Raw genomic sequence first — 20,411 nt, 5'->3', positions numbered from 1 at the left:
CCATTATCCACCTCTTTCGCAGTGGATCTTGAATCACCTTCGGCTCGCCCTGTCACTTCACAATCGATTCATCGATCACAGGATCTGCTCTAGGTTCGTGGTGGGGACAAAGAGATCCCGTCCCTTTCTGTGTTCCGCCGCAATTTGGTTAAGCAGCGCCTGATCGACATATTTCTCAACCATATTTCTCAACGGCTTCTGATAATACAAACTCTCTCCCAGCACGCCCCTAACGATGAACTTCTTATCGATCAACTCGGCGGCAACTCCACTCGTATAAAGGTGCTCCAAAACATCGTCGTATTGAGAGCCCAGAAAAGCGAACGGAGCGATCAATGCGCCTGTACTCACACCTGTGACGATATCGAATCTGGGGCGGTCACCCCTTTCGGTCCATGCCTTGAGGACTCCGACCGAGAAAGCGCCACCCGCCCCTCCGCCGGATATCGCGAGAAATTTGAAGCGGGATTTCGCCGTACGTCTTTGGATTTTATTTGCAATCAGGGTTCCGATATTGGCGTCCAGAGGCACTCGGACATTTTCGAACCCAATCAGTCTAGCTTTGTCTGCGTCGGCCTGTGTATACGGCTCGCGTGCAGAGACGCAACCGCTCACCAACATCATCACCGCTATGACCAACGTTGTCGTGCAAGATCGCATTTGAACCGAGCTCGTGGGATTTAACCGTCGCATCTCATCTCGCTTGAAAATTAGCCTGATAATATCGTCTTCCGCATGGGCAGTGTCCGACGGACCGACAGGTTGCAGGCGTCTTGCAAAGGTTTCGAAGGGGTCAAACCTGCGACCTGGGCCGTCCATTCGGCTGCTCGGCTTTGCCACCTCCGACCCTAGCCTTAAGCCAGATGAGTGCATCGTCCAGAAAGGTGAAGACGACTGGAATCACGAGGAGACTAAGGAAGGTGGAAGTGATCAAGCCGCCTATCACAACGACGCCCATCGGTTGACGAAAGCTCGAGTCACCCGACACGAGACTGAGTGCTGCCGGCAGCATACCTCCGGCCATTGCTATCGTGGTCATGATAATGGGGCGAGCCCGCTTGTGGCACGCATCGACAAGGGCGTCGTACCGGGACATGCCAGCTCGGCGCGCCTCGATTGCGTATTCCACCAGAAGAATAGAGTTCTTTGAAACGATGCCCATCAGAAGGATAAGACCTATGACAGCAGGCATCGAAAAGCTCGTCCCTGTGAGCACCAATGGCAGTAGCGCGCCGCCAAGCGCCAATGGCAAAGCCATAAGTATGGTCACTGGCTGGAGGAAATCGTGAAAAAGAAGCACCAGAACGGCATAGATGCAGAAGATGCCGATCGCCATGGCGGTACCGAAACTGCTGAACAACTCGCTCTGCCGTTTCAGTTCTCCCTGCTCTACGAACTTTACGCCTTGCGGTAGATTTTTGTAGCTGGGCAGTTGCGCCGCCTGCGCGGTTACGTCGGAAAGGTTCCTGCCATTGAGCTCCACCGTCAACGATACGTTGCGCGAACGATCAAGCCGGTCAATTTGGCTGGGGCTGGAGCCAATTGAGATATCGGCAATCGCACCAAGGGCAACATTGCTCTCTTTCCCTTCCACGGGAATGAGTGAGATCGCATCAAGTGACTGGCGGCTGGCATCGTCGAGCATGACACGTATGGCAATCTGCCGTTCCGGCAGATTGAGCTTCGACAGGGCTGTGTCGTAGGCGCCCGCCGTTGCCACTCGAATAGCTTCGGCAATTGCCTTTGACGTAACACCAAGAGACGCAGCTTGCGCGAGATCCGGCTGGATGATGATTTCCGGTGACTGCATGGCAGCGGAAGACGTAACGTTGCCGATGCCAGGAAGCGTTCGCAGATCAGCTTCCAGGCGCGTTGCCGCCTGATCGAGAACAGCGGAGTCATCGCCGGCAAGCGTCAGCGTGAGAGTTGTACCGTTGCCTCCAGAGCCAATTTTTAGACGAACGCCAGGCAATTGCTCCAGCGCTTTTCGTAAGTCATTCTCGATTTGCGACTGCTTAATGTCCCGATCATCGATAGGCGTAAGGTTGACGACAATCGTGGCACTGTTGGTGCTTGACGTCGAGGTACTGTTCATCCCGCCTGTCGAAGCTGGGCCCGTCGCCTGAAACACCGAGGTGACGTGATTGACGCCTTTGATGATCTCAGATGCTTCACGCGCTGCCTTATCGGTCGCCTCGATCGTGGATCCGTACGAAGTCGTAAGGGTAACCTGCGTCTGGCTGTCGTCTGACGCCGGGAAGAAACCGGTCGATAAATGCGATAACAACAGGATTGTGAGCGCCAGAAAACCAGCCGTCCCAAGCACAGGAATCCAACGGCGACGTAGCGCACCCTTCACGAGCCATAGGTAGCTACGCATCAATCGACCATCTTCTTGATGTTTCTTCCCGCTCGCCTTCATCAGATACGCCGCCATCATCGGCGTCACCAATCGCGCAACCAGAAGTGAAGTGAGAACTGCAACCGAGGCCGTGATGCCGAACTGCTTGAAGATAATGCCGGGAATGCCACCCATAAAGGCCGTTGGTAGAAAAACGGCGACCAACGTAAACGTGGTGGCGATAACAGCGAGGCCGATTTCGTCCGCTGCCTCCATCGCCGCCTCGTATGGGCTTTTATCCATGTTGAGATGCCGCTCGATATTCTCTATTTCAACGATTGCGTCATCCACGAGAATTCCAACGACAAGCGATATTGCCAGCAACGTGATGGTATTCAACGTATAGCCAAGCAGATACATCACGAGGAAGGTCGGTATGATCGACAGCGGCAAGGCCACAGCCGCGAGAAGCGTCGCGCGCCAGTCGCGCAGAAACAGCCACACGACCAAAACCGCTATGAGAGCGCCCTCATAAACCATATGCATTGAGGACTCGTAGTTTTGCTGGGTCGGCACGATGGTGTTGTAGGCCTCCTCGATAACGACACCTGGATTAGCGGCCGCGAATGTCTTGACCGCGTCACGAACGTTCTGCGTGACTGCCGCATCGGAATAACCCTTTGAACGCTTGATCTGCGCCGCGATAACGGGCTTGCCATTAAGGTAAGCAAGTGAGGTGAGGTCGTTGTGGGTGTCGGTCACCGTGCCAAGCTCTTCCAGTCGGACCCAGCTTCCTGCTGGAAGCGGAATCGGCATCGACCGGAGCTGTTCGACACTCGCTGCCGTTGCTAGGGTACGAACAGACTGGCTCTCACCGTTAATTCTGCCTTTGCCACCCGATAGGTCTGACTGCACCGCCTCGACTTGGCCGTTGACATCATTCGCGGTCAAACCAAGGCCGTCGAGCAGATTGGCGTTGAGCTCTACCCTCACCTCCCTATCAATACCGCCCAGGCGGCCCACCTCACCGACCCCATCTACTGTCATCAACGCGCGTGACAAGTCATTGTCGATGAACCACGACAGTTCCGCCGTGTCCAGTTTATCTGAATGCACAACGTAGGTGATGAGCGGCGAGGAGCTCAGTGACTGTTTTGAAACCGTTGGTGCGTTCATTTCCTCCGGCAGATCGTTCTTTGCCTGGTCGACAGCACTCTTGACCTCGTCCAACGCTTCTTGTGTGTCTTTGCCAACCTGGAAGGCGACGGAAATACTGACTGAGCCATCGGTGATCGTCGTAGTCACAGAGTCGAGCTTGGTCAGACCCGTCAGTTTGTCCTCGATCTTGCGAGCCACTTCCGTTTCGAGCTGAGACGCTGCAGCGCCGTCGAGCGAAGCACTAATATTAATCGTTGGAAGATCCATGTCAGGGAAATTCTGGACGTCGAGACAATTGAACGCCCAGAGACCGCATGCCGTCAAAAGTACGAATAGCAGGACGGGCGGTACCGGATTGCGAATTGACCACGAGGAGAAATTCACTTGCCGTCCTCCTTAGTGGCGATTGCACTACTTTCAGCCACCCGCACTACCGAGCCGTCTGCTAGAAAAGCCCCCCCTGATGCGACGACCTTGTCAGTCTCCTCAACACCAGAAACGATCTCAATACGGTCGTCTTGCCGGCGCCCGGTCTCAACGCGTTTCCTCGAAACTGTGGATTTGTCGGCCTCATTGAGAGTGAAAACGTAGGAGAAGCCATCCCTGAGTGTCACAGCCGTCGCGGGGACTGTCAGCGCGTCCGTGTGGCCCAAGTCAAAGTAGCCGCTTGCAAGTATGCCAGTCTTGGGGGTCGGCATTCCTGCTTCAGGATGGAGGCTCACATAGACGGTCACGCGGCCGTTACTTGTCGAGGTAGTCGGGGAGACCAACCTCACCTCCCCACTAACATCGCCGCCAGGGGTTGGAATGACTGCCTTCGTTCCCTGCCTAACATCGGCCAGTCGCTTCACCGGCAATTCGGCCTGCCACTCCACCCTATCTTGTCGTATTAGCTTGAATAGTTCGTCGCCGGTGTTCACGACCTTTCCAAGAGAGGCAGAGCGCGCCGATATGACGCCGTCGTCGACGGCATACACTGACGTGCGGTCCAGTGTCAGTTGCGCGGATGCCAACGCGGCCTTCGCAGAGAGAACGTCGGCTTTTGCCTTGCGCTCGCTGATCAGGTACTCTGTCGTCTGTTGCTTCGATAGCGCGCCTGAACCAGTTAGCCCTCGGGCGCGGTCAGCGTCCGCCACCGCCTGATCAAGGGCCGCTTCCTGCTTTTCGACCGTCGCCTTTTGCTGTTCGAGATCCGCCTGCGCCGTATCAGCGGAAAACTGCACCAGCAGGTCTCCTTTTTTAACCATCGAGCCAACATCAGCTTTTACCTCGATGATTTTAAAGCCGCTGACCTCGGCAGCGATGACCGCTTCGTCCCATGCCGCAAGCCGACCACTGGCGGGCACAGCAACCGGCCAGTTCAAGACCTCAGGGGCAGAGACCGTGACTGTCAAGGCTGCTGCTTGCGCACTGGTCTTTGCGCCCTCCTCGCTGCTGGCAGATTGCGGCATGACAGTTATGGCAAGGAAAACGGCGAGAGAGAAAAAAGCTTTTCTGCGCATTAATGTGTTCCAGTCGTAAGCGTATTTGAGGCGCCAGCCGTAGCCGACCAGCCGCCGCCCAAGGATTTGTAGAGTGCGATCCAGTATCGGCCCGCATCGCGCCTGATTTCGATGAGTGTGATGGCGGCAGACTGCGCGGAGCGACGGGCTTCCTCGCGGTCCAGAATACTTGCCCCGCCAGACTTCCATTTCTCATCAATCGATCGGAAGTAGCTCTGGTAGTTGTCGGCCGCGATTTTGGCGTCGTTAATTCGCTTCAGTGCGGTATTGACGTTGACCAGCGCTGTCTCGACGTCTGAGACGGCCTGCAGAACGCCTGATTTGTAGCTTGCGACAGCGATGTCATAATCGGCAACAGCACTTCGCACTGCTGCCCGTCGCGTTCCCCCATCAAATATCGGAATAGACAAGGCCGGTCCAAACGACCACGGAATTGACCTGCCGGTGACGGTTGCCTCGCTAATTGAAATCGATCCACTCAGGCTGAGGCTTGGGTAAAGATCGGCTTTCGCCGCGCCGACGTCGCTGATTGTCGCCGCTACCTCGGCTTCCAGAGCATTGATGTCTGGTCTTTGCCGTAAAGCTTCTGCCGGTACTGAGGTAATCCTCACGACTGAAGGCTGTGGAATACGCCGCGTTCCTCTATCCAATAGCTTGCGGATCGAAACCTCGTCCGCAGCGGTCAACTGAACCATTGACTTGACAAGAATTTCGCACGCCCCGTGTTGAGACGTCAGGCTGGACGATGATGTCGCCGCACTGGCGCGAGATAGCGCCAAATCAGCGGCGGAAGTAAACCCTGATTCAGCCGATCTTTCTGTCGCGCGGATTGTTTCCTTTTGCGATGCAAGCTCGTCTCGGTAAAGCTGCTCCAGTTGACGGCATGCACGATATTGAACGTAATAGTCGCCGAGTTCAGCTGCGACGGAAACACGCGCGTCGTGCCATGACCAGACCTTCCCTTGCGCGCGCGCTATTGCGGCCTGTGTCTGTTTCTTGGTCTTCCCGAAAAGATCAAGCTCCCAAGAAGCATCCAGTCCGCCGCTTTTGCTGATTCCGGCTCCCGCTCTATTAAGATCGTCGCCCTTATTGCCGCCGCGCGTAACGGAAGCCGACCCAGCAAAGGATGGGAAGAGACCAGCACGAGCTGTATCGATCGACGCGCGTGCCTTATCGATGTTCGCAACAGCCTCTTGGATCGTGGGATTTCCAAGCTCTGCGATGTCGAGCAGTTGCGCGAGAGAAGGATCCTTAAAACTGGCCCACCAGTCTACGAGATCCGCGGAGCGGCCCCAGTGTGGCAATGTCTCGTGCCAATAACTTGATACGACGGGACTTGAAGGCTTGAGGTCGACGAGTGCTGTGCAGCCGCTGAGCAACACCGGGACAGTGACGATAGCTATAGAAGAAAAAGATACGCGCATATGTGAGGCCGCTCTGGAGGCTGTTGCCTGCACTATAGGGATCGCGATGTTAATGTCGGTCAAGAACGTGTTAAGTTAGGTAAAAGTGCTGTATTTGCAGGCTTCACGTTCTAAAGATGGAAACATCGACGCGATGGATGCAAGACATGCCAAAGGTGCTTTTAATCGACGATGATATCGAGCTGACAAATCTCCTCTGCGAGTATCTCACCGAAGAAGGCTTCGAGGTTGAGACCACGAACGACGGCAGAACCGGTATCACTGCCGTGACCAGCTCTTCTATCGATCTCGTCGTTCTTGACATCATGATGCCACGGTTGAATGGCCTCGATGTATTGAGAAAGATCAGGGGGGCAAGTGAAGTTCCGGTTCTGATGCTCACGGCGCGCGGGGACGACATCGATCGCATCTCAGGCCTAAACCTGGGCGCAGATGATTATGTCGCCAAGCCATGCTCACCGGGCGAGTTGGCAGCTCGGATCCGAGCCATTCTTCGCCGGTCGGGTCGAACGGATCGAAGTGGCTCGCTGGAGGTATTGAAGACAGGCTCCTTGGTTCTCTACCCGTCAAACCGCAGAGCTGAATGGAACGGTTCCCAGCTTGAATTGACCGGAACAGAGTTCAGCCTGCTCGAAGTGCTTGTGCGCTCTTCCGGACAGCTTGTTTCCAAGCAGGATATTTCGCTGCGGGCCTTTGGGAAACCACTAACGGTGTTCGATCGCCGCATTGATGTTCACATCAGCAGTATCCGCCAGAAGCTCGGCACACGCGAAGACGGCCAGGCGTGGATCCAAGCAGTCAGAGGCCGCGGCTATCAGTTGCTGGAAGGCTAATCATGCGCCGGTTATTCTGGAGATTTTTTACCGTGGTTTGGCTCGCCATGGCAGGGTCGATCGCACTGCTGTTTGCGGTTACCAGCCTGTTCGAATCTCCTTTCGAAGAAGAAGTCGCGAACCGCGAGCGCAAGCTTGCCCTCGAAACATCTGCTCAGGTCTTACAATCGGATGGGTTGGACGCGGCAAAAAAACTGGTTGAGGATCTGCGGCGGACCGGTCGAGAACTGCCCATCCGCTTCAACCAGAGGCCTTCAGCAGCCAACTGTGCCGGAAACGCGGGTCGTGACCTCACTGTAAATGTGGTCAGTAAAGGCGATTGCTACGAGCTTGAGATCGGCGGCTCGCCTCAAGGATTGATTTCGAGAGCGTGGCCACGAACACTGCCATGGCTGGCCGCTCTCATGGCAGCCGCGGCGGCTGCGTATTGGCTCGCGCGATACTTCATCACCCCTGTGGAGCAACTGAGATTTGGGCTCCGATCCATTGCAGATGGTCAACTCGACGTCCGGATAGCCCATACAATTGGTAGCAAACGCGACGAAATTGCCTCTCTCGCACATGACCTCGACGCGACTGCAGCGCGCCTGCAAGAACTCCAGGCTGCACAGCAGCAATTGTTTCACGATGTCTCTCACGAAATCAGATCACCATTGTCCAGATTGCAGGCAGCTATAGGCGTGTTGCAACAGAATCCATCAAGGCTGTCGGCAATGATCGAGAGGATGGTGGGGGAAGTCGAACGCTTAGACGAACTGGTCGGTGGTATTCTGACGCTTGCACGGCTTTCAGAACGGCATGACCCGCGCTTTGATCGGCAGACCCTAGATATAGTCGATCTCGTCAGGGAGATTGTCGAAGATGCACGTTTTGAGGCCCTGTCGCGCGATGTCACGGTTGAGTATGAAGGCGTCGAAACCTTCGTGGCGTCCGTCAACGGCGAACTGATTTACCGAGCGTTAGAGAACGTTATTCGTAACGCGATAGTCTACACAAAAAATCAGACTTCTGTTCTCGTCCGCTCGGAAGTGCATGGACAACAACTCCAGCTTTCCATCTTGGATAAGGGCACGGGCGTACCAGAGGCAGAGTTAGACGCTATTTTCAAGCCGTTCTCACAAAGCGCCATCGTCACCACACGCTCCGGCTTCGGGCTTGGCCTTGCTATCACACGGCGAGCTGCCGAATGGCACGGCGGCAGTGCAACGGCCAAGAATATACCGTCGGGAGGACTATGTGTGGACATTACGATCCCGGTCAGTAACGGATAGTAAACCCCTGGCAGGTGAGCTTGCGACTTAAGCCTAACCAGGTCCGTTACAACTTTCAGCTTTTGAAAGGGATCGAACCGGCGACCGTGTAGTTTGGTCGATGCGTTCGCGCTAAATTGCCTTTAAGGACGACCTCTTGTTCTGGACATGCCTGATATGGGGCAGGCAGGAGACCGACTGCCGACGTTGAACTAAAACGCAGACGCCGCTTCTGTTATCGCCGACGTCTGGTTTTGGCCCTTATCGGTCTCTCAGAAAAAGATATCAGGCGATCTTACTCGACTCGACAAGCTCCCGTCGTGACATCAGTTTTTCGACCTCCGACATGTGCTGCGTTCCCCAATCGCAGAGCGGCCTTAGCGCCTCAGCAAGCGTGTTACCGAATGGAGAAAGCGAATATTCGACTTTCGGAGGGATTTCCTTGAAGTCGTGCCGATCAACAATCCCGTCGGCCTCTAGTTCTTTGAGCTGCTGGATGAGCATCTTATCGCTGACGTTGCCGATAGCACGCCTGAGATCGCCATAACGTCGAGCTTCGTGAGCCAGGTGAAATAGGATCAAAGGCTTCCATTTTCCGCCAATGACAGCGAGTGAAGCGTCGAGCCCGCAGACAAAACTGGATGAGATCATACGGAATGTTTCCCACTTACCGAAATGTGCATACTACCAATAAGGAAAGCAGGTGCCTATGTTCATCTCTTGCGACACCCTGAAAGGAGATTTAGATGGGCAGACTTGAAGGTAAGATTGGCGTCATCACGGGCGGAAGCAGTGGGATTGGTCTAGCGACAGCGAAGCGGTTCGTTGCAGAAGGGGCCGAAATCTTCATCACCGGTCGCCGTCAAGAAGAACTTGACAGGGCGGTCGAAACAATTGGCGCTGGAGTGACAGCAGTACAGGGCGACGTGTCGCGGATGGACGATCTCGACCGACTGTTCGAGACGGTGCGCGAAAGGAGCGGCCGGATAGACGTCCTCTTTGCCAATGCGGGTTTGGGTACGTTCGCCCCGCTTGGTGCGATTGACGAAGCGTCATTCGATCAGACGTTCAGCGTCAACGTCAAAGGGACCTTGTTCACGGTGCAAAAAGCCCTGCCGCTGATGCGCGCGGGTGGATCGATTATCCTCACCGGATCGACAACCGGCTCCATGGGAACTGCAGCGTTCAGCGTTTATAGCGCGACGAAGGCGGCGATCCGCAACTTTGCCCGTAGCTGGGCCTTGGATTTGAAGGGGTCAGGTATTCGAGTCAACGTGCTGTCTCCTGGGGCCACGGAGACGCCCGGTCTGAAGGGTCTTGTAACACCAGCGGAGGAGGCTGCGTTGCTTGAAGGTTTGGTAGCACAGATTCCGCTCGGCCGGGTCGCAAACCCCGAGGAGACCGCGGCCGTAGCGCTCTTTCTTGCTTCACAGGATAGTAGCTTCATGACCGGCAGCGAAGTCTTCGCCGACGGCGGCGCAGCGCAGGTCTGACAGTTGGAAGGCTCTGAGCGTCATTCCCTCGGGGCCTCCCCGAACGAAAACCGGCTCGTAATAAGGTCTTCCTTGAAATCGCAATGACCGCTTCTGGCGCAAAGGCGGTGTGACGCAGCCACGGAGCTATGTCTGCTCTCGGGCAAGAGCGATGACGGCCTTTACGAACGACTAGGCGGCGCAAAGATGCCGTCGCACGGCAAGGCATCTCGCGCCGAGCCGCTGTTCGCCCAAGCTACTTCGCCTTGAACCATGTCGAACCGGTGAGGTGGTTCACCCACCCGCTAACCCTTATTAGCCGAGACGTTAAATGCGCGTCGAGGGCATGCCTTTCGTCGCCGGGTGACTCATTCGGGGCTTGATTAAAGAGCCACGTTGTTGTCATCGTCGGACAGACGTCTGTTATTGAGTATGCTAGTCCGCCCGTGAATGGCTGAAATGCCGACTCGTGAGCATTCCCTGCTTACCATGGCGATCCAGCTATGGTTTAATTCCGCCATGATGGTGAGGAGACTTGGGTATATCGTGGCAATTGCCCGTCAGGCTATGTGCCTCTTGCTAAGTGCATCTTTTCTTGTGCTCCTGGCGTCGTGTGCACGGCCGGGCCCTGGAAGTCTGAAAGTCGTGTCACCTGCGGGAAGTGCCGTGCAGCAAACGGTTCTGGTCGTTACTACCCGCAACCCCGATACTCGTGGAAAGAACATTTTCACAAGCGAAAGAGCCCAAAGACCGACCTATCTACGCATGGTGGTTTCAGTGCCCCCGGGACACAGACCGGGAACGATCGAATGGCCGCGTGGCGTGCCTAACGCTAGCTCTTCTTTTGCTGTTATCGACAGCAAAGTCATTTCACGTCAAGAATTCGTCAGCGTGGCTGCGGCAAGCCCTTCAGCTTTCGTCTTTGTTCATGGCTACAACAACAGTTTTCAGGAAAGCCTCTTCAGGCTCGTCCAGATATCCGCCGATGCCGACGTGAGAAGCACCCCGATCCTGTTTGCCTGGCCATCTCGTGGTAATTTCTCAAGCTACCTCGCGGACCGGGATGCGAGCAACTTCTCGCGCGATGAACTCGTCCAGACGTTGGACGACCTTGGCACCAGAAAAGTCGAGACCAAGATTTTGGCGCACAGCATGGGGAGCTGGCTGACTGTCGAAGCACTGCGACAACTGCGCCTTCAGTCAAAAGCTCACTCTCTTCACAAGATAGATCAGGTGATCCTCGCGGCACCCGACATCGATATCGATGTCTTCCAAAAACAACTGGAAGCCGTGGGAAGCCTGTCGAAACCGATCATCGTGCTTTCGACACAGGACGATCTGGCTCTCGCAACATCACGGTGGCTCGCAGGCGCCTCGGCGAAGGCCGGAGCGCTTGATATAGACGATCCCCGCACAATTGCGCTTGCAGAGGAACGCAATCTTCAGATCATCGACATCAGCGATGTACGGGCACCAACGAGGATCAGGCACGACAGGTTCGTCACGCTTGCAACGATGCTACCCAGAATACCCTTGCAGGCCTTGACCGCTGGAAGGGTCGGAACAGGAACGCTCTCCGTCTCGTCCGCAGGTTCAGAGGACGAACGCATCCTCAGGCAGGCCGTTGAGTTGCTGGACGAGGATGCGGTTCAGTCACCATCACACAGGTCTGCAGATCCGACGCAATAACGGGAGAGGAATGGCGCATGCAAAAACATCGCAGATTATTTCTTCAACTCTTTGGGACACTGTTGCTTGTCCCAACCGCGGCCTTATCCCAGCAAGCTGGGCCGCGGGTTCCGGTGGGAAAGCGTCCACCGCCGCCACCGGACCTGAAGGAAAAAACGCCCCCGCCTCGCAAGGGATATCGCTGGGTTCCCGGACGTTGGGTGTGGAGCATCCGCCGCAGCCGACATGTATGGATCCCCGGACAATTTCAAGGCCACCGATCATAAAGCACGCTGACCACTGGCAACAGGAGCATCCGATCGATGATCCTGCCGCTTTAAGCCGGCCCGACCAGTCAGGGCCGGTGAATGTTGCTACGCTTCATGTTGGCTTCGGCATCGCGACGTTGAACGACTCCTAAGATCGGGAGGAGTTGCCATAGTGCCGAAACCCCAATTAACGTGTAGGCGATACGCGTGAGGATAGCGCCAGAGCCTCCCAACAGCAGACCTAAGGGATCGAACTGGAACAGGCCGATCAGCAGCCAATCCAGTCCGCCGATGACAATGAGAAGCAACGTTATGGCGTTCAGTGTACGCATCTCTTCAGCCCTCTCCAGGCGCCGATCAATTTAGCAGATCGACGGCACGACAAGCCTGGCCGCCCATTGCCGGTTAAGGAAGAAAAATGTCATCTGTTGAGGCACACGTGTCCGCGCGCGCCATGGAAACAAATGCTGCCAGGACGATTTGCCGATCCCCACCGGACCGGGTCCAGATAGCGCGCACGAAGCCATCCACTGCGCATGCCTCGTGGCTGCACATGGCACCAACGCCCTGGTGTCATGCAACGAGTGACATTAACGCGCTCTCGCACCCGCAGGTGCCCGACAACACGATAGGAAGAACTGGGGCCAGCGCGAAGTTGAACGTTGTTGGCGGTGACCACCGCTGGCGCCGCCTGCACAGGCACGATACCAGCCCAAAGCATGCTTCCCGACATGAACGTGATCGTCATCAATTTCCAGAAATTCATAACCTGATCTCCTTCAGACAGGTGCGGGCTTCTCGCCCGTTAAATCCATCTCCAATTTTTCTGTTTCGTTGTTTCTGGCAGCATGCGACCTCCAAGGCTTATTGAAAGGTTTTCACGAGCATCTCGACGGCGTCTGTGACATCGAGCGCTCGAACAAAATTACCGTGCTTTAAAAAATTGAGCGTCTCGACGACGACGATCGGATTGAACATCATGAAGGTATGTGCGGGGTGCAAAACGAGGTGCTCTTGAGCGCCATCCAGTCGGGTCGATTCAACCGTGACCTTGCCGTCGTTGGGCCCATCATGAATAGCATCAAAAACAGGATTGAGCGACACGTCGCCTGCAATGATGCCGAGCGGGAAATCCGGCATGGGCAATCTGGCCAATATCGAATTTGCATCCGTTCCCAGTTCCAGACCAGCAGGACCGTTGAGCCACTCGAATGGTGGCATGTCTCCGAAGACGTCCACGATCTTCGACCCGTGATTTGGCGGAGCGAGCATGACAACCCGCCCGAGAATCTCAGGTCTGTGATCCATCAGCCAAAAACGCAAAATGATCCCGCCCATGGAATGGGTCACAAAGCTTGTTCGCCGAGAACCGCAATCTTCCACCGCATCGCCGACATGAAGCGCGAGCTTCGAAACGGTGGTCGTGGTTGAAGGATACTCGACGTTTAAAACGTAATACCCCGCCTTCGAGAGCACTTTCTCCATCATCCAAAACGACCCACTCCCGCGGGCAAGGCCGTGAAGCAGGACAACACATTCACTTCTGGCTTCGTCCTGAGCCTGTCCCCTGCTCTCTACGAATGGCGCAAAGAAGAAGACAGACACGGTCAGAAAGCGCTGCATGCACCTCTTTATTTTTACACTCATAACCGCACTGCTTTTGGCCATGATGTCGTTCTCAGGCGGTATTGGCGGATTCGTTGTCTGAAAGGATGGTCGCGATCCATTTTGTCGAAGCGGCCATCGAGCAGAAAACTGTGAATGCGATCAATATCGGAACCCCTATGAATGCTCCAGCCAACCCCCACATGAAGCTCCAGAAGAACACCGCAAAGATGACCGCAAAAGGCGAAATGGAAAGGGATGCACCAGCCAGTCTCGGTTCGAGATAACTACCGATCACAAACTGGATGATGTTGAGGCTTGCAAAGATGAGCAAGGCCGGTTGCCATGTATCGAACTGGGCTATGGCAAAAAGCGTAGGCAGGGTTGTCGCTACCAACGGCCCGAGAAAAGGAATGTAGTTGAAGGCGAAGGCGATGACACCCCAGGCCGCCGCCAGTTCCAATCCCGCCCCAAGCGACAGGAGCCATACGAGCAATCCTGTCAGAACGCTGGCAAAGGTCCGCACCAGCATGAAGCGGCGAAATTTCATCGCGATGATGCGGTTTGCAGAAAGAATGATTTGGCCATAGGGCTGAGCGGCGGCCAACCGCAAACGAGCGGCGAATTCCTGAACCTCCAGCAGCCCCAGCATCACGAAGATCAGCACCAAAAGAGAAAAACCACCGAACTGGTTCAGGCGGCCGGCTGTTCCCTGCATAACGGAAAGCAGTCTGGAAACATTAAACCAATCACCAATCGGCCCGGCTATCGCAATACCATGCTGCTCAAGCCAGTCGACGAACGCCATGTAAGCCGCTTGTAAACGGTCAGCATTTGTAAACAACCATTGGCCAACTCTGCTCAATCCCCAGGCAAGAGATGAACCAATCGCCGTAATGAAGCCGACGGTGATGATGAGTGTGATCAGCAGCGCCAACAGACGTGGAAGCCTGCTTTGCAAGGCGAGCTGGCAAGGCCAGACGACAGCAATGATAAACAGAGCGAAAAAGAGCGGAGCAAACACGGATTGTGCCGCAAACAGAAGGGCGACCAAAAGAATGCCGGAAACGAGCATACCCGCCATCGGCCTGCGAGGCTCTACCTGCACATTACGCTCCTTCAAAGTATGTTCTTATGGATACGGCCATCCTTCATGACGATGGAAAGGTTTTTCTGCGGATTTTCGAGCAGCCTGATATCATCGAGAGGATTGCCATCGACGACAATAAGGTCTGCCAGAGCACCCGTCTCGATGACACCAAGCTTGCCAGGGTAGGGATTTCGGAGACTGGAAAGGGCAAGCAGCTCGGCATTACCTGATGTCGCTATCTGCAGGGTTTCAGCGTTGGAGTACCAGTTTTGAAGATGCGTCAGCATGAAGTTCTGGCGCGGCCCAAGCTCCGGCGAAAACAGCACATCAGATCCCCATGCCGTCTTGATCCCGTACTTCCGGGCAAACTCGTAAATCTTCGGCGTGCCAGCGAACAGTTGCTCGATGCGCTCCAACGCGGGTCCACTTTGGGGCGCTGCATCCTCCATCGTCAGGAAAGGTTGTGTGCTGAGCCATGCCTCTTTGTCAGCGATCATTTTTGCCGTTTCATCGTCGACCAGATGGGCGTGTTCTATACAGGTGACACCCGCTGCCAGCGCTCGCTGGACTGCACGGGGTGTATAGGCGTGCGTCGCGACATAGGTATTCCAGTCCTGGGCAACCTCGACTGCGGCCCGAAGCTCTTCTTCGCTGAATGCCGTCATATCAAGCGGGCTTCGCGGCGATGACACCCCACCGCTTCCGACCATCTTGATCTGCGACGCGCCCTGCAGAAGTTGCTCTCGAACCCGCAACCTGATCTCGCCGACACTGTCGACAATAGCTGCTGCACCCATCAATTCGCCGGTGCTGAGCTGCGCTCGATCCCGTGGGATTTCCGTTGGCAACCGAAGATCGCCGTGCCCACCGGACGTCGTTATCATGGCACCGGACGGAAAAATGCGCGGCCCTGGTATCATGCCACCGTCGATGGCCTGCTTGAAGGAGAAGACCGGCCCTCCAAGATCACGCACCGTTGTAAAGCCGCGCAGAAGGGTCCGCTCGGCCTCGGCAGTCGACGCCGCAAAAATGATCCCCGGATCACCGGCCAGCAGGACGTTCAGGGGAACCGCTGCAAAAATTGTGTGCCAATGCGCGTCGATCAATCCCGGCAGCAGAACACCATTGCGGCAATTTATGACAACCGCGTCTGTTGGCACCGGATTGTTTGCAGGATCAACGGCAGTAATCTTCTGGTTCTCGACAACAATCTGCACGCCTGTTTGGACTGTGCTCGATTTACCATCGAAAAGACGCACGTCGCGAAACACTGTCGTTGATGGTCCGCTTTGAGCCGCGGAGGGCCTAGGCATTGTGCCAGAGAGCATAGCAGCGCCTAACCCCGCCAGAAATCCGCGTCTTGAAAGGGCTTCCAGCCGGCGCGATACAATCTGCAGCGACGGATTGAAGCACGCGCAACCGGAATTGTGAGCCAGATGGCTATATTTCTTTCCGAAACTTTGCATGAGGCATGGTCTCCCCAACAAGGTTGCCCACCACCGCTATCATGGTGGCCTCCCGATACGGCAAATCAGAGAGCGCGGCGTCTGGACGCGCTCCCTGTTTTTCTAGAAATACTCAATAGTCGACGGCATCACGGACAATCGGGCATGTCATGCAATGGCCGCCGCCCCGGCCACGGCCAAGCTCCGCTCCTGTAATGGTGATGACTTCGATACCCTCCTTGCGAAGCAGGGTATTGGTGTAGGTGTTCCGATCATAAGCGTAAACGACACCCGGTGACGCGCAGACAAGGTTTGCGCCACTGTCCCACTGGGTCCGCTCACGCATGTAATCGTTACCTCCCGTCTCAACGACGCGCATCTTTTTAAGTCCGAGAGAATCCCGAACCGTATCAACAAAACTACCCTTGTCCTTATGCAGTTCGACACCGCCATTGCCGTCCGGACGGAATGAAAATGCCTCGATACCGTTGACGATATCCGGGTAGAGCAGCACGCAGTCCCGGTCAGCGAAGGTGAACACGGTATCAAGGTGCATGGCGGCGCGCAGTTTCGGCATGGCAGCGACAATCACACGTTCCGCCGCGCCTTTCTCGAACAAGGCGGCCGCGACCTGACTGATGGCCTGGCGCGATGTTCGTTCGCTCATCCCGATCAGGACATTGCCTTTACCGATCGGCATCACATCGCCGCCTTCCAGCGTCGCTAGTCCCCAATCCTTGGTTGGATCACCCCACCAGACATTGACCTTGCCCCCAAAGTCCGGATGGAACTTGTAGATCGCAGACGTCAGGATCGTTTCCTCATGACGCGCCGGCCAGTAAAGCGCATTCAGGGTAACACCACCGTAAATCCAGCACGTCGTATCACGCGTGTAGAGCGTATTTGGCAACGGTGGCAGCAGGTATTCATTCACTCCCGCAGCATCGCGGATCAACGCGAGCTGCTCTCCTCCAATGCTGTCAGGAAATTCAAAGGTCGAGAGACCGCCTATCAGCGTTTCGGCGAGTTCGCGGTCCGCCAATCCTTCGAGATATGACCGAACCTCGTTGATGAGACCCAGTCCAATCTGATTGGGCACGACCTGATGATCGAGAATCCAGGCTTTTGCTTCCGGCACGGCGAGCGTTTGTGTCAGGAGATTGTGCATCTCCAGCACCTCGATCCCCCGGTCACGCATTTTCGTCATGAAATCGAAATGATCGCGCTTGGCGTTTTCAACCCAAAGGACATCGTCGAAGAGAAGCGCGTCACAATTGGTCGGTGTCAGTCGTTGGTGCGCTCGGCCGGGCGCGCAAACCATTACCTTGCGCAGTTGCCCAACTTCGGAATGAACGCCAAAGGGTTTCGTCTGTGTCATGACCTTCGCCTCTCAGTTTAGGGTGTAATGATACCTGTCAGCAAACCGTAGGCCCCAACCAGGCCACCGATGAGCGTCACTGCAAACACGATGAGTTCGGCCGGCGTGAACAAAGTGAGCTTCTGCTCCCGTCGCGCCCAGAAGTAGAGAATGGTGCCGGGAACGAAGAGCACCGCGACCAGCAGGACATATTTCAACCCAGCGGCAGCAAACATGAACAGCGTGTATATGACAGCCACCCAGCCGAAGACCTGATCACGTCCGCGCTGTTCCGGTGTCGTTTCGTAACCCTCACCTCGACGGGCCAGCAGAACCCCGTAACCGGCGACAAGGAGATAGGGCAAAAGCGCCGTCACACTTGTCATGTCGAGCATGAAGTTGAAGGCATCTCGTGACCAGTAGGTGGAGATCACGAAAAGCGACACGACAATATTGGTCAGCCAGAGCGCATTTGCCGGGACGCGATTAGCGTTTTGCGCCGCAAACATCTTTGGCATGTCCTGCGATTTGGCCGCGGCGAAAAGCACCTCGGCGCAAATGAGAGACCAGGCGAGATAGGCGCCGAGAACGGAAACCAGCACGCCAATGGAGATGAACACGGCCCCCCAGTGCCCGACGACCGCTTCAAGTACGCCAGCCATCGAGGGCTGCTGGACCGCAGCAATGGCTGATTGGGGCAAGGCTGCATAAGGCAGCAACGTGACCGCGACCATAAGCCCGGTAACACCCACGAAGCCAAGGATCGTCGCGGAGCCGACATCTGACCTTTTTTGCGCGAAACGGGAGTAGACACTGGCACCCTCAATGCCGAGGAACACGAAAACCGTGATCAACATTGTGTCCCGCACTTGTGCGACGAGCGATTTGACCGGCATATCGGCTCCACCGAAAAAGTTGCCCGCGAATTGCCCATAGTTGAAGAAGAAGATCAGCGCCAAAATAAAAACCAGGATCGGCACAACCTTAGCAACGGTGACAATCGTATTGATGAATGCGGCCTGTTCGACGCCCCGCAGGATCATGAAATGAAATGCCCAAATTCCCACAAGGGATACGAGGATCGCCGTTGCGCTACTTCCATCCCCGAAGATTTCGGGAAAGAAGCGTCCGAGCGTTGATCCGATGAGAACCCAATAAAAGACGTTTCCAAGGCAACTGCCGAGCCAATAGCCGAAGGCGGAGAGGAAACCCATGTAGTTCCCGAATCCTGCCTTGGCATAAGCGAAAACACCCGAATCAATGTCTGGCTTTTTCTCTGCAAGAGCCTGAAAGACCCGGGCGAGCATGTACATGCCCGTTCCGGCAATAGCCCAGGCGATAATCGCGCCGAAAGGTCCGGTCGCAGTTCCGAAGCGGCTCGGAAGATTGAAAATACCCGCCCCAACCATGGAGCCGACGACCATTGCCGTTAAAGAAAATAACGTGAGTTTCTGTTGCGACGCTGCCATAAGCCTAACCCTCTCAACCAAGTATAAAGTCAGTCTAAAGCCCGCCTTCGGCAAGCAAAACCCATTACATTAATCGTATATTCGCGATAAGATTTCTAAATAATCAGAGTTCCTCTTGCAACTGCGAATATAACAGCAAAAAATCCCGCCGCCAAAACTGAAAATACAAACCACTCTACATGGTTAAATATAATTAATTTCTGCTCGTTCCTTGCCATTAAGAAAAGAACCGTCCCTGGGATATAGATCAACGTTGTAAGAAGAAGGAACTTTAGTCCCGCGGCATAAACGAGCCCGGCGGTGTAGAGCAGGGCCACCAATGACTGTACCGTTTCAGCACCGCTGCCTTTGGACAGAGTGAGCGCGTTATCGCCCCGCAAGTTGGTTTTCACTCCGAATGCAGCAACGAGAAGATACGGAATAAGTATCATCGAACTCGTCATCGCCACCGCAATCATGAACGCGTAGTCCGAAAACATCGATATGATGAGGAACACCTGCACGATGGTGTTCGTCAGCCACAGCGCATTTGCCGGAACGCCTGCCACATTTTCCCGACCGAGAAACCTTGGCATGGTCTGGTGCCTCGCTGCGGCGTAAAGGATTTCTGCTGCCAGCATCACCCAGGCGATGTACGCTCCAGCGACGGAGATGACTAAGCCGATGCTGACGAAGATCGCTCCCCATGGTCCTGTCACGGCTGCCAGCACTCCTGCCATCGATGGATTGCGTAACTCGGCAAGATCCTCTTTCGGCATGACGCCGTATGAGAGGAGCGTGACTGCCAGCATAAGAGCGAGAACGAACAGAAAACCGGTGACGGTTGCGGTGCCTACGTCCCTGCGTTTTTGAGCATATCTCGAGTAAACGCTTGCGCCCTCTATGCCGACAAAAACGAAAACAGTAACCAGCATGGTGTTCCGGATCTGGGCGGAGAGCGATTCCATCCCTGCATTATCTGCACCCCAGAAGTTTTCCTTAAATATCTGCCAGTCGAAGGCCATCATAACCAGCAGAAGGAAGACGAGGATAGGCAAAATTTTGGCAACGGTCACGACCGTGTTCAGGGCCGCGGCCTGCTGGATACCTCTTAGAATCAGGCTGTGAAACACCCACAGCAGCACGGACGACGTCGCAACGGCGATCAAAGTATTGCCGTCACCGAAAGCCGGAAAAAACAGACCAAGCGTCGATTTTACCAAGATGAAGTAGGTGACATTTCCAAGCAGCGCGGCTGCCCAATAGCCAAGAGCAGACAGGAAACCCAGATAGTTGCCGAAACCTTCCTTCGCATACATGAAGATACCCGCATCCAGATCCGGACGACGCTGCGCAAGGCTCTGGAAAACGAATGCGACCATCAGCATGCCAATTCCGGCAATCGTCCAGGCGATAATCGCTCCAAGCGGGCCGGTTGCCTTTCCAAATGCTTGCGGCAAAGAGAATATTCCGGCCCCGACCATGGAGCCTACGACCATGCCCGTCAAAGTCACCAGAGATAGCTTTGCTTCACCGGCTGCGGGCATCT

General features: G+C 55.4%; 18 protein-coding genes. 5 read left to right on the top strand and 13 right to left on the bottom strand.

Annotated features, from left to right (window positions below; all coding sequences use genetic code 11):
- Window positions 1-75: 75 nt before the first annotated feature.
- The 4 genes from ACFVTJ_RS24445 to ACFVTJ_RS24430 are packed head-to-tail and all read right to left on the bottom strand — an operon-like array spanning window position 76 to window position 6,488.
- Window positions 76-819, bottom strand: a complete 744-nt coding sequence (locus ACFVTJ_RS24445) for a patatin-like phospholipase family protein (RefSeq protein ID WP_386911112.1) — start codon at window positions 817-819, stop codon at window positions 76-78.
- Window positions 794-3,883, bottom strand: a complete 3,090-nt coding sequence (locus ACFVTJ_RS24440) for an efflux RND transporter permease subunit (protein ID WP_386911111.1) — start codon at window positions 3,881-3,883, stop codon at window positions 794-796. Before ACFVTJ_RS24440 ends, ACFVTJ_RS24445 begins: the two co-directional genes overlap by 26 nt.
- Window positions 3,880-5,001, bottom strand: coding sequence for an efflux RND transporter periplasmic adaptor subunit (locus tag ACFVTJ_RS24435; RefSeq protein WP_386911110.1), 1,122 nt, complete (start codon window positions 4,999-5,001; stop codon window positions 3,880-3,882). Before ACFVTJ_RS24435 ends, ACFVTJ_RS24440 begins: the two co-directional genes overlap by 4 nt.
- Window positions 5,001-6,488, bottom strand: a complete 1,488-nt coding sequence (locus ACFVTJ_RS24430) for an efflux transporter outer membrane subunit (RefSeq protein WP_386911109.1) — start codon at window positions 6,486-6,488, stop codon at window positions 5,001-5,003. Before ACFVTJ_RS24430 ends, ACFVTJ_RS24435 begins: the two co-directional genes overlap by 1 nt.
- Before the next feature lie 83 nt (window positions 6,489-6,571).
- Here ACFVTJ_RS24430 and ACFVTJ_RS24425 point away from each other — a divergent pair, with 83 nt between their 5' ends.
- Both ACFVTJ_RS24425 and ACFVTJ_RS24420 read left to right on the top strand, forming a co-directional pair.
- Entirely contained in the window at window positions 6,572-7,258 is a 687-nt protein-coding gene (locus ACFVTJ_RS24425) for a response regulator (RefSeq protein ID WP_386911108.1), read from the top strand.
- Between the two features lie 2 nt (window positions 7,259-7,260).
- Window positions 7,261-8,529, top strand: coding sequence for an ATP-binding protein (locus ACFVTJ_RS24420; protein ID WP_386911107.1), 1,269 nt, complete (start codon window positions 7,261-7,263; stop codon window positions 8,527-8,529).
- Between the two features lie 264 nt (window positions 8,530-8,793).
- On the opposite strand, the gene ACFVTJ_RS24415 is transcribed toward ACFVTJ_RS24420, so the two are convergent.
- On the bottom strand, window positions 8,794-9,159 hold the full coding sequence (locus tag ACFVTJ_RS24415; RefSeq protein WP_386911106.1) for a winged helix-turn-helix transcriptional regulator: 366 nt from the start codon (window positions 9,157-9,159) through the stop codon (window positions 8,794-8,796).
- Between the two features lie 95 nt (window positions 9,160-9,254).
- Here ACFVTJ_RS24415 and ACFVTJ_RS24410 point away from each other — a divergent pair, with 95 nt between their 5' ends.
- The 3 genes from ACFVTJ_RS24410 to ACFVTJ_RS24400 all read left to right on the top strand — a co-directional run bounded on the left by ACFVTJ_RS24410 (window position 9,255) and on the right by ACFVTJ_RS24400 (window position 11,935).
- On the top strand, window positions 9,255-10,001 hold the full coding sequence (locus ACFVTJ_RS24410) for an SDR family NAD(P)-dependent oxidoreductase (RefSeq protein WP_386911105.1): 747 nt from the start codon (window positions 9,255-9,257) through the stop codon (window positions 9,999-10,001).
- A 645-nt stretch (window positions 10,002-10,646) separates the two neighbouring features.
- A complete protein-coding gene (locus tag ACFVTJ_RS24405; protein WP_386911104.1) occupies window positions 10,647-11,669 on the top strand; it encodes an alpha/beta hydrolase in 1,023 nt (340 codons plus the stop codon).
- Between the two features lie 17 nt (window positions 11,670-11,686).
- On the top strand, window positions 11,687-11,935 hold the full coding sequence (locus ACFVTJ_RS24400; RefSeq protein WP_386911103.1) for a hypothetical protein: 249 nt from the start codon (window positions 11,687-11,689) through the stop codon (window positions 11,933-11,935).
- 68 nt (window positions 11,936-12,003) lie between these two features.
- Here ACFVTJ_RS24400 and ACFVTJ_RS24395 read toward each other — a convergent pair whose 3' ends face one another.
- From ACFVTJ_RS24395 to ACFVTJ_RS24360, 8 genes are all read right to left on the bottom strand, one after another.
- Window positions 12,004-12,249, bottom strand: a complete 246-nt coding sequence (locus ACFVTJ_RS24395; RefSeq protein WP_386911102.1) for a DUF378 domain-containing protein — start codon at window positions 12,247-12,249, stop codon at window positions 12,004-12,006.
- An 89-nt stretch (window positions 12,250-12,338) separates the two neighbouring features.
- Window positions 12,339-12,638: an SH3 domain-containing protein gene (locus tag ACFVTJ_RS24390; RefSeq protein WP_386911119.1), complete on the bottom strand. Its 300-nt coding sequence runs from the start codon at window positions 12,636-12,638 to the stop codon at window positions 12,339-12,341.
- Window positions 12,639-12,781: 143 nt separating this feature from the next.
- A complete protein-coding gene (locus ACFVTJ_RS24385; RefSeq protein ID WP_386911101.1) occupies window positions 12,782-13,585 on the bottom strand; it encodes an esterase/lipase family protein in 804 nt (267 codons plus the stop codon).
- Between the two features lie 10 nt (window positions 13,586-13,595).
- Complete coding sequence (locus ACFVTJ_RS24380) at window positions 13,596-14,606, bottom strand: AI-2E family transporter (protein WP_386911118.1); 1,011 nt, start codon at window positions 14,604-14,606, stop codon at window positions 13,596-13,598.
- A gap of 35 nt (window positions 14,607-14,641) precedes the next feature.
- Window positions 14,642-16,078, bottom strand: coding sequence for an amidohydrolase family protein (locus ACFVTJ_RS24375; protein WP_386911100.1), 1,437 nt, complete (start codon window positions 16,076-16,078; stop codon window positions 14,642-14,644).
- A 112-nt stretch (window positions 16,079-16,190) separates the two neighbouring features.
- Complete coding sequence (locus ACFVTJ_RS24370) at window positions 16,191-17,435, bottom strand: arginine deiminase (protein ID WP_386911099.1); 1,245 nt, start codon at window positions 17,433-17,435, stop codon at window positions 16,191-16,193.
- Window positions 17,436-17,452: 17 nt separating this feature from the next.
- Window positions 17,453-18,883, bottom strand: coding sequence for a basic amino acid/polyamine antiporter (locus ACFVTJ_RS24365; protein ID WP_386911117.1), 1,431 nt, complete (start codon window positions 18,881-18,883; stop codon window positions 17,453-17,455).
- Between the two features lie 95 nt (window positions 18,884-18,978).
- Window positions 18,979-20,409: a basic amino acid/polyamine antiporter gene (locus tag ACFVTJ_RS24360; protein WP_386911098.1), complete on the bottom strand. Its 1,431-nt coding sequence runs from the start codon at window positions 20,407-20,409 to the stop codon at window positions 18,979-18,981.
- Window positions 20,410-20,411 lie beyond the last annotated feature (2 nt).

It is taken from the genome of Agrobacterium sp. NPDC058088, from assembly GCF_042885035.1.
GTDB lineage: Bacteria > Pseudomonadota > Alphaproteobacteria > Rhizobiales > Rhizobiaceae > Agrobacterium.
The sequence above is the reverse complement of the archived record's forward strand: the minus strand, read 5'-3'. Positions and strand labels throughout refer to the sequence as shown.

What these genes read in the sequence shown, in the direction of transcription:
- ACFVTJ_RS24360 (WP_386911098.1), bottom strand. Translation starts at nt 20,409, where the DNA reads ATGCCCGCAGCCGGTGAAGCAAAGCTATCTCTGGTGACTTTGACGGGC.
- ACFVTJ_RS24395 (WP_386911102.1), bottom strand. Translation starts at nt 12,249, where the DNA reads ATGCGTACACTGAACGCCATAACGTTGCTTCTCATTGTCATCGGCGGA.
- ACFVTJ_RS24420 (WP_386911107.1), top strand. Translation starts at nt 7,261, where the DNA reads ATGCGCCGGTTATTCTGGAGATTTTTTACCGTGGTTTGGCTCGCCATG.
- ACFVTJ_RS24410 (WP_386911105.1), top strand. Translation starts at nt 9,255, where the DNA reads ATGGGCAGACTTGAAGGTAAGATTGGCGTCATCACGGGCGGAAGCAGT.
- ACFVTJ_RS24415 (WP_386911106.1), bottom strand. Translation starts at nt 9,159, where the DNA reads ATGATCTCATCCAGTTTTGTCTGCGGGCTCGACGCTTCACTCGCTGTC.
- ACFVTJ_RS24390 (WP_386911119.1), bottom strand. Translation starts at nt 12,638, where the DNA reads ATGCTTTGGGCTGGTATCGTGCCTGTGCAGGCGGCGCCAGCGGTGGTC.
- ACFVTJ_RS24365 (WP_386911117.1), bottom strand. Translation starts at nt 18,883, where the DNA reads ATGGCAGCGTCGCAACAGAAACTCACGTTATTTTCTTTAACGGCAATG.
- ACFVTJ_RS24380 (WP_386911118.1), bottom strand. Translation starts at nt 14,606, where the DNA reads ATGGCGGGTATGCTCGTTTCCGGCATTCTTTTGGTCGCCCTTCTGTTT.
- ACFVTJ_RS24400 (WP_386911103.1), top strand. Translation starts at nt 11,687, where the DNA reads ATGCAAAAACATCGCAGATTATTTCTTCAACTCTTTGGGACACTGTTG.
- ACFVTJ_RS24435 (WP_386911110.1), bottom strand. Translation starts at nt 5,001, where the DNA reads ATGCGCAGAAAAGCTTTTTTCTCTCTCGCCGTTTTCCTTGCCATAACT.
- ACFVTJ_RS24425 (WP_386911108.1), top strand. Translation starts at nt 6,572, where the DNA reads ATGCCAAAGGTGCTTTTAATCGACGATGATATCGAGCTGACAAATCTC.
- ACFVTJ_RS24445 (WP_386911112.1), bottom strand. Translation starts at nt 819, where the DNA reads ATGGACGGCCCAGGTCGCAGGTTTGACCCCTTCGAAACCTTTGCAAGA.
- ACFVTJ_RS24385 (WP_386911101.1), bottom strand. Translation starts at nt 13,585, where the DNA reads ATGGCCAAAAGCAGTGCGGTTATGAGTGTAAAAATAAAGAGGTGCATG.
- ACFVTJ_RS24370 (WP_386911099.1), bottom strand. Translation starts at nt 17,435, where the DNA reads ATGACACAGACGAAACCCTTTGGCGTTCATTCCGAAGTTGGGCAACTG.
- ACFVTJ_RS24375 (WP_386911100.1), bottom strand. Translation starts at nt 16,078, where the DNA reads ATGCAAAGTTTCGGAAAGAAATATAGCCATCTGGCTCACAATTCCGGT.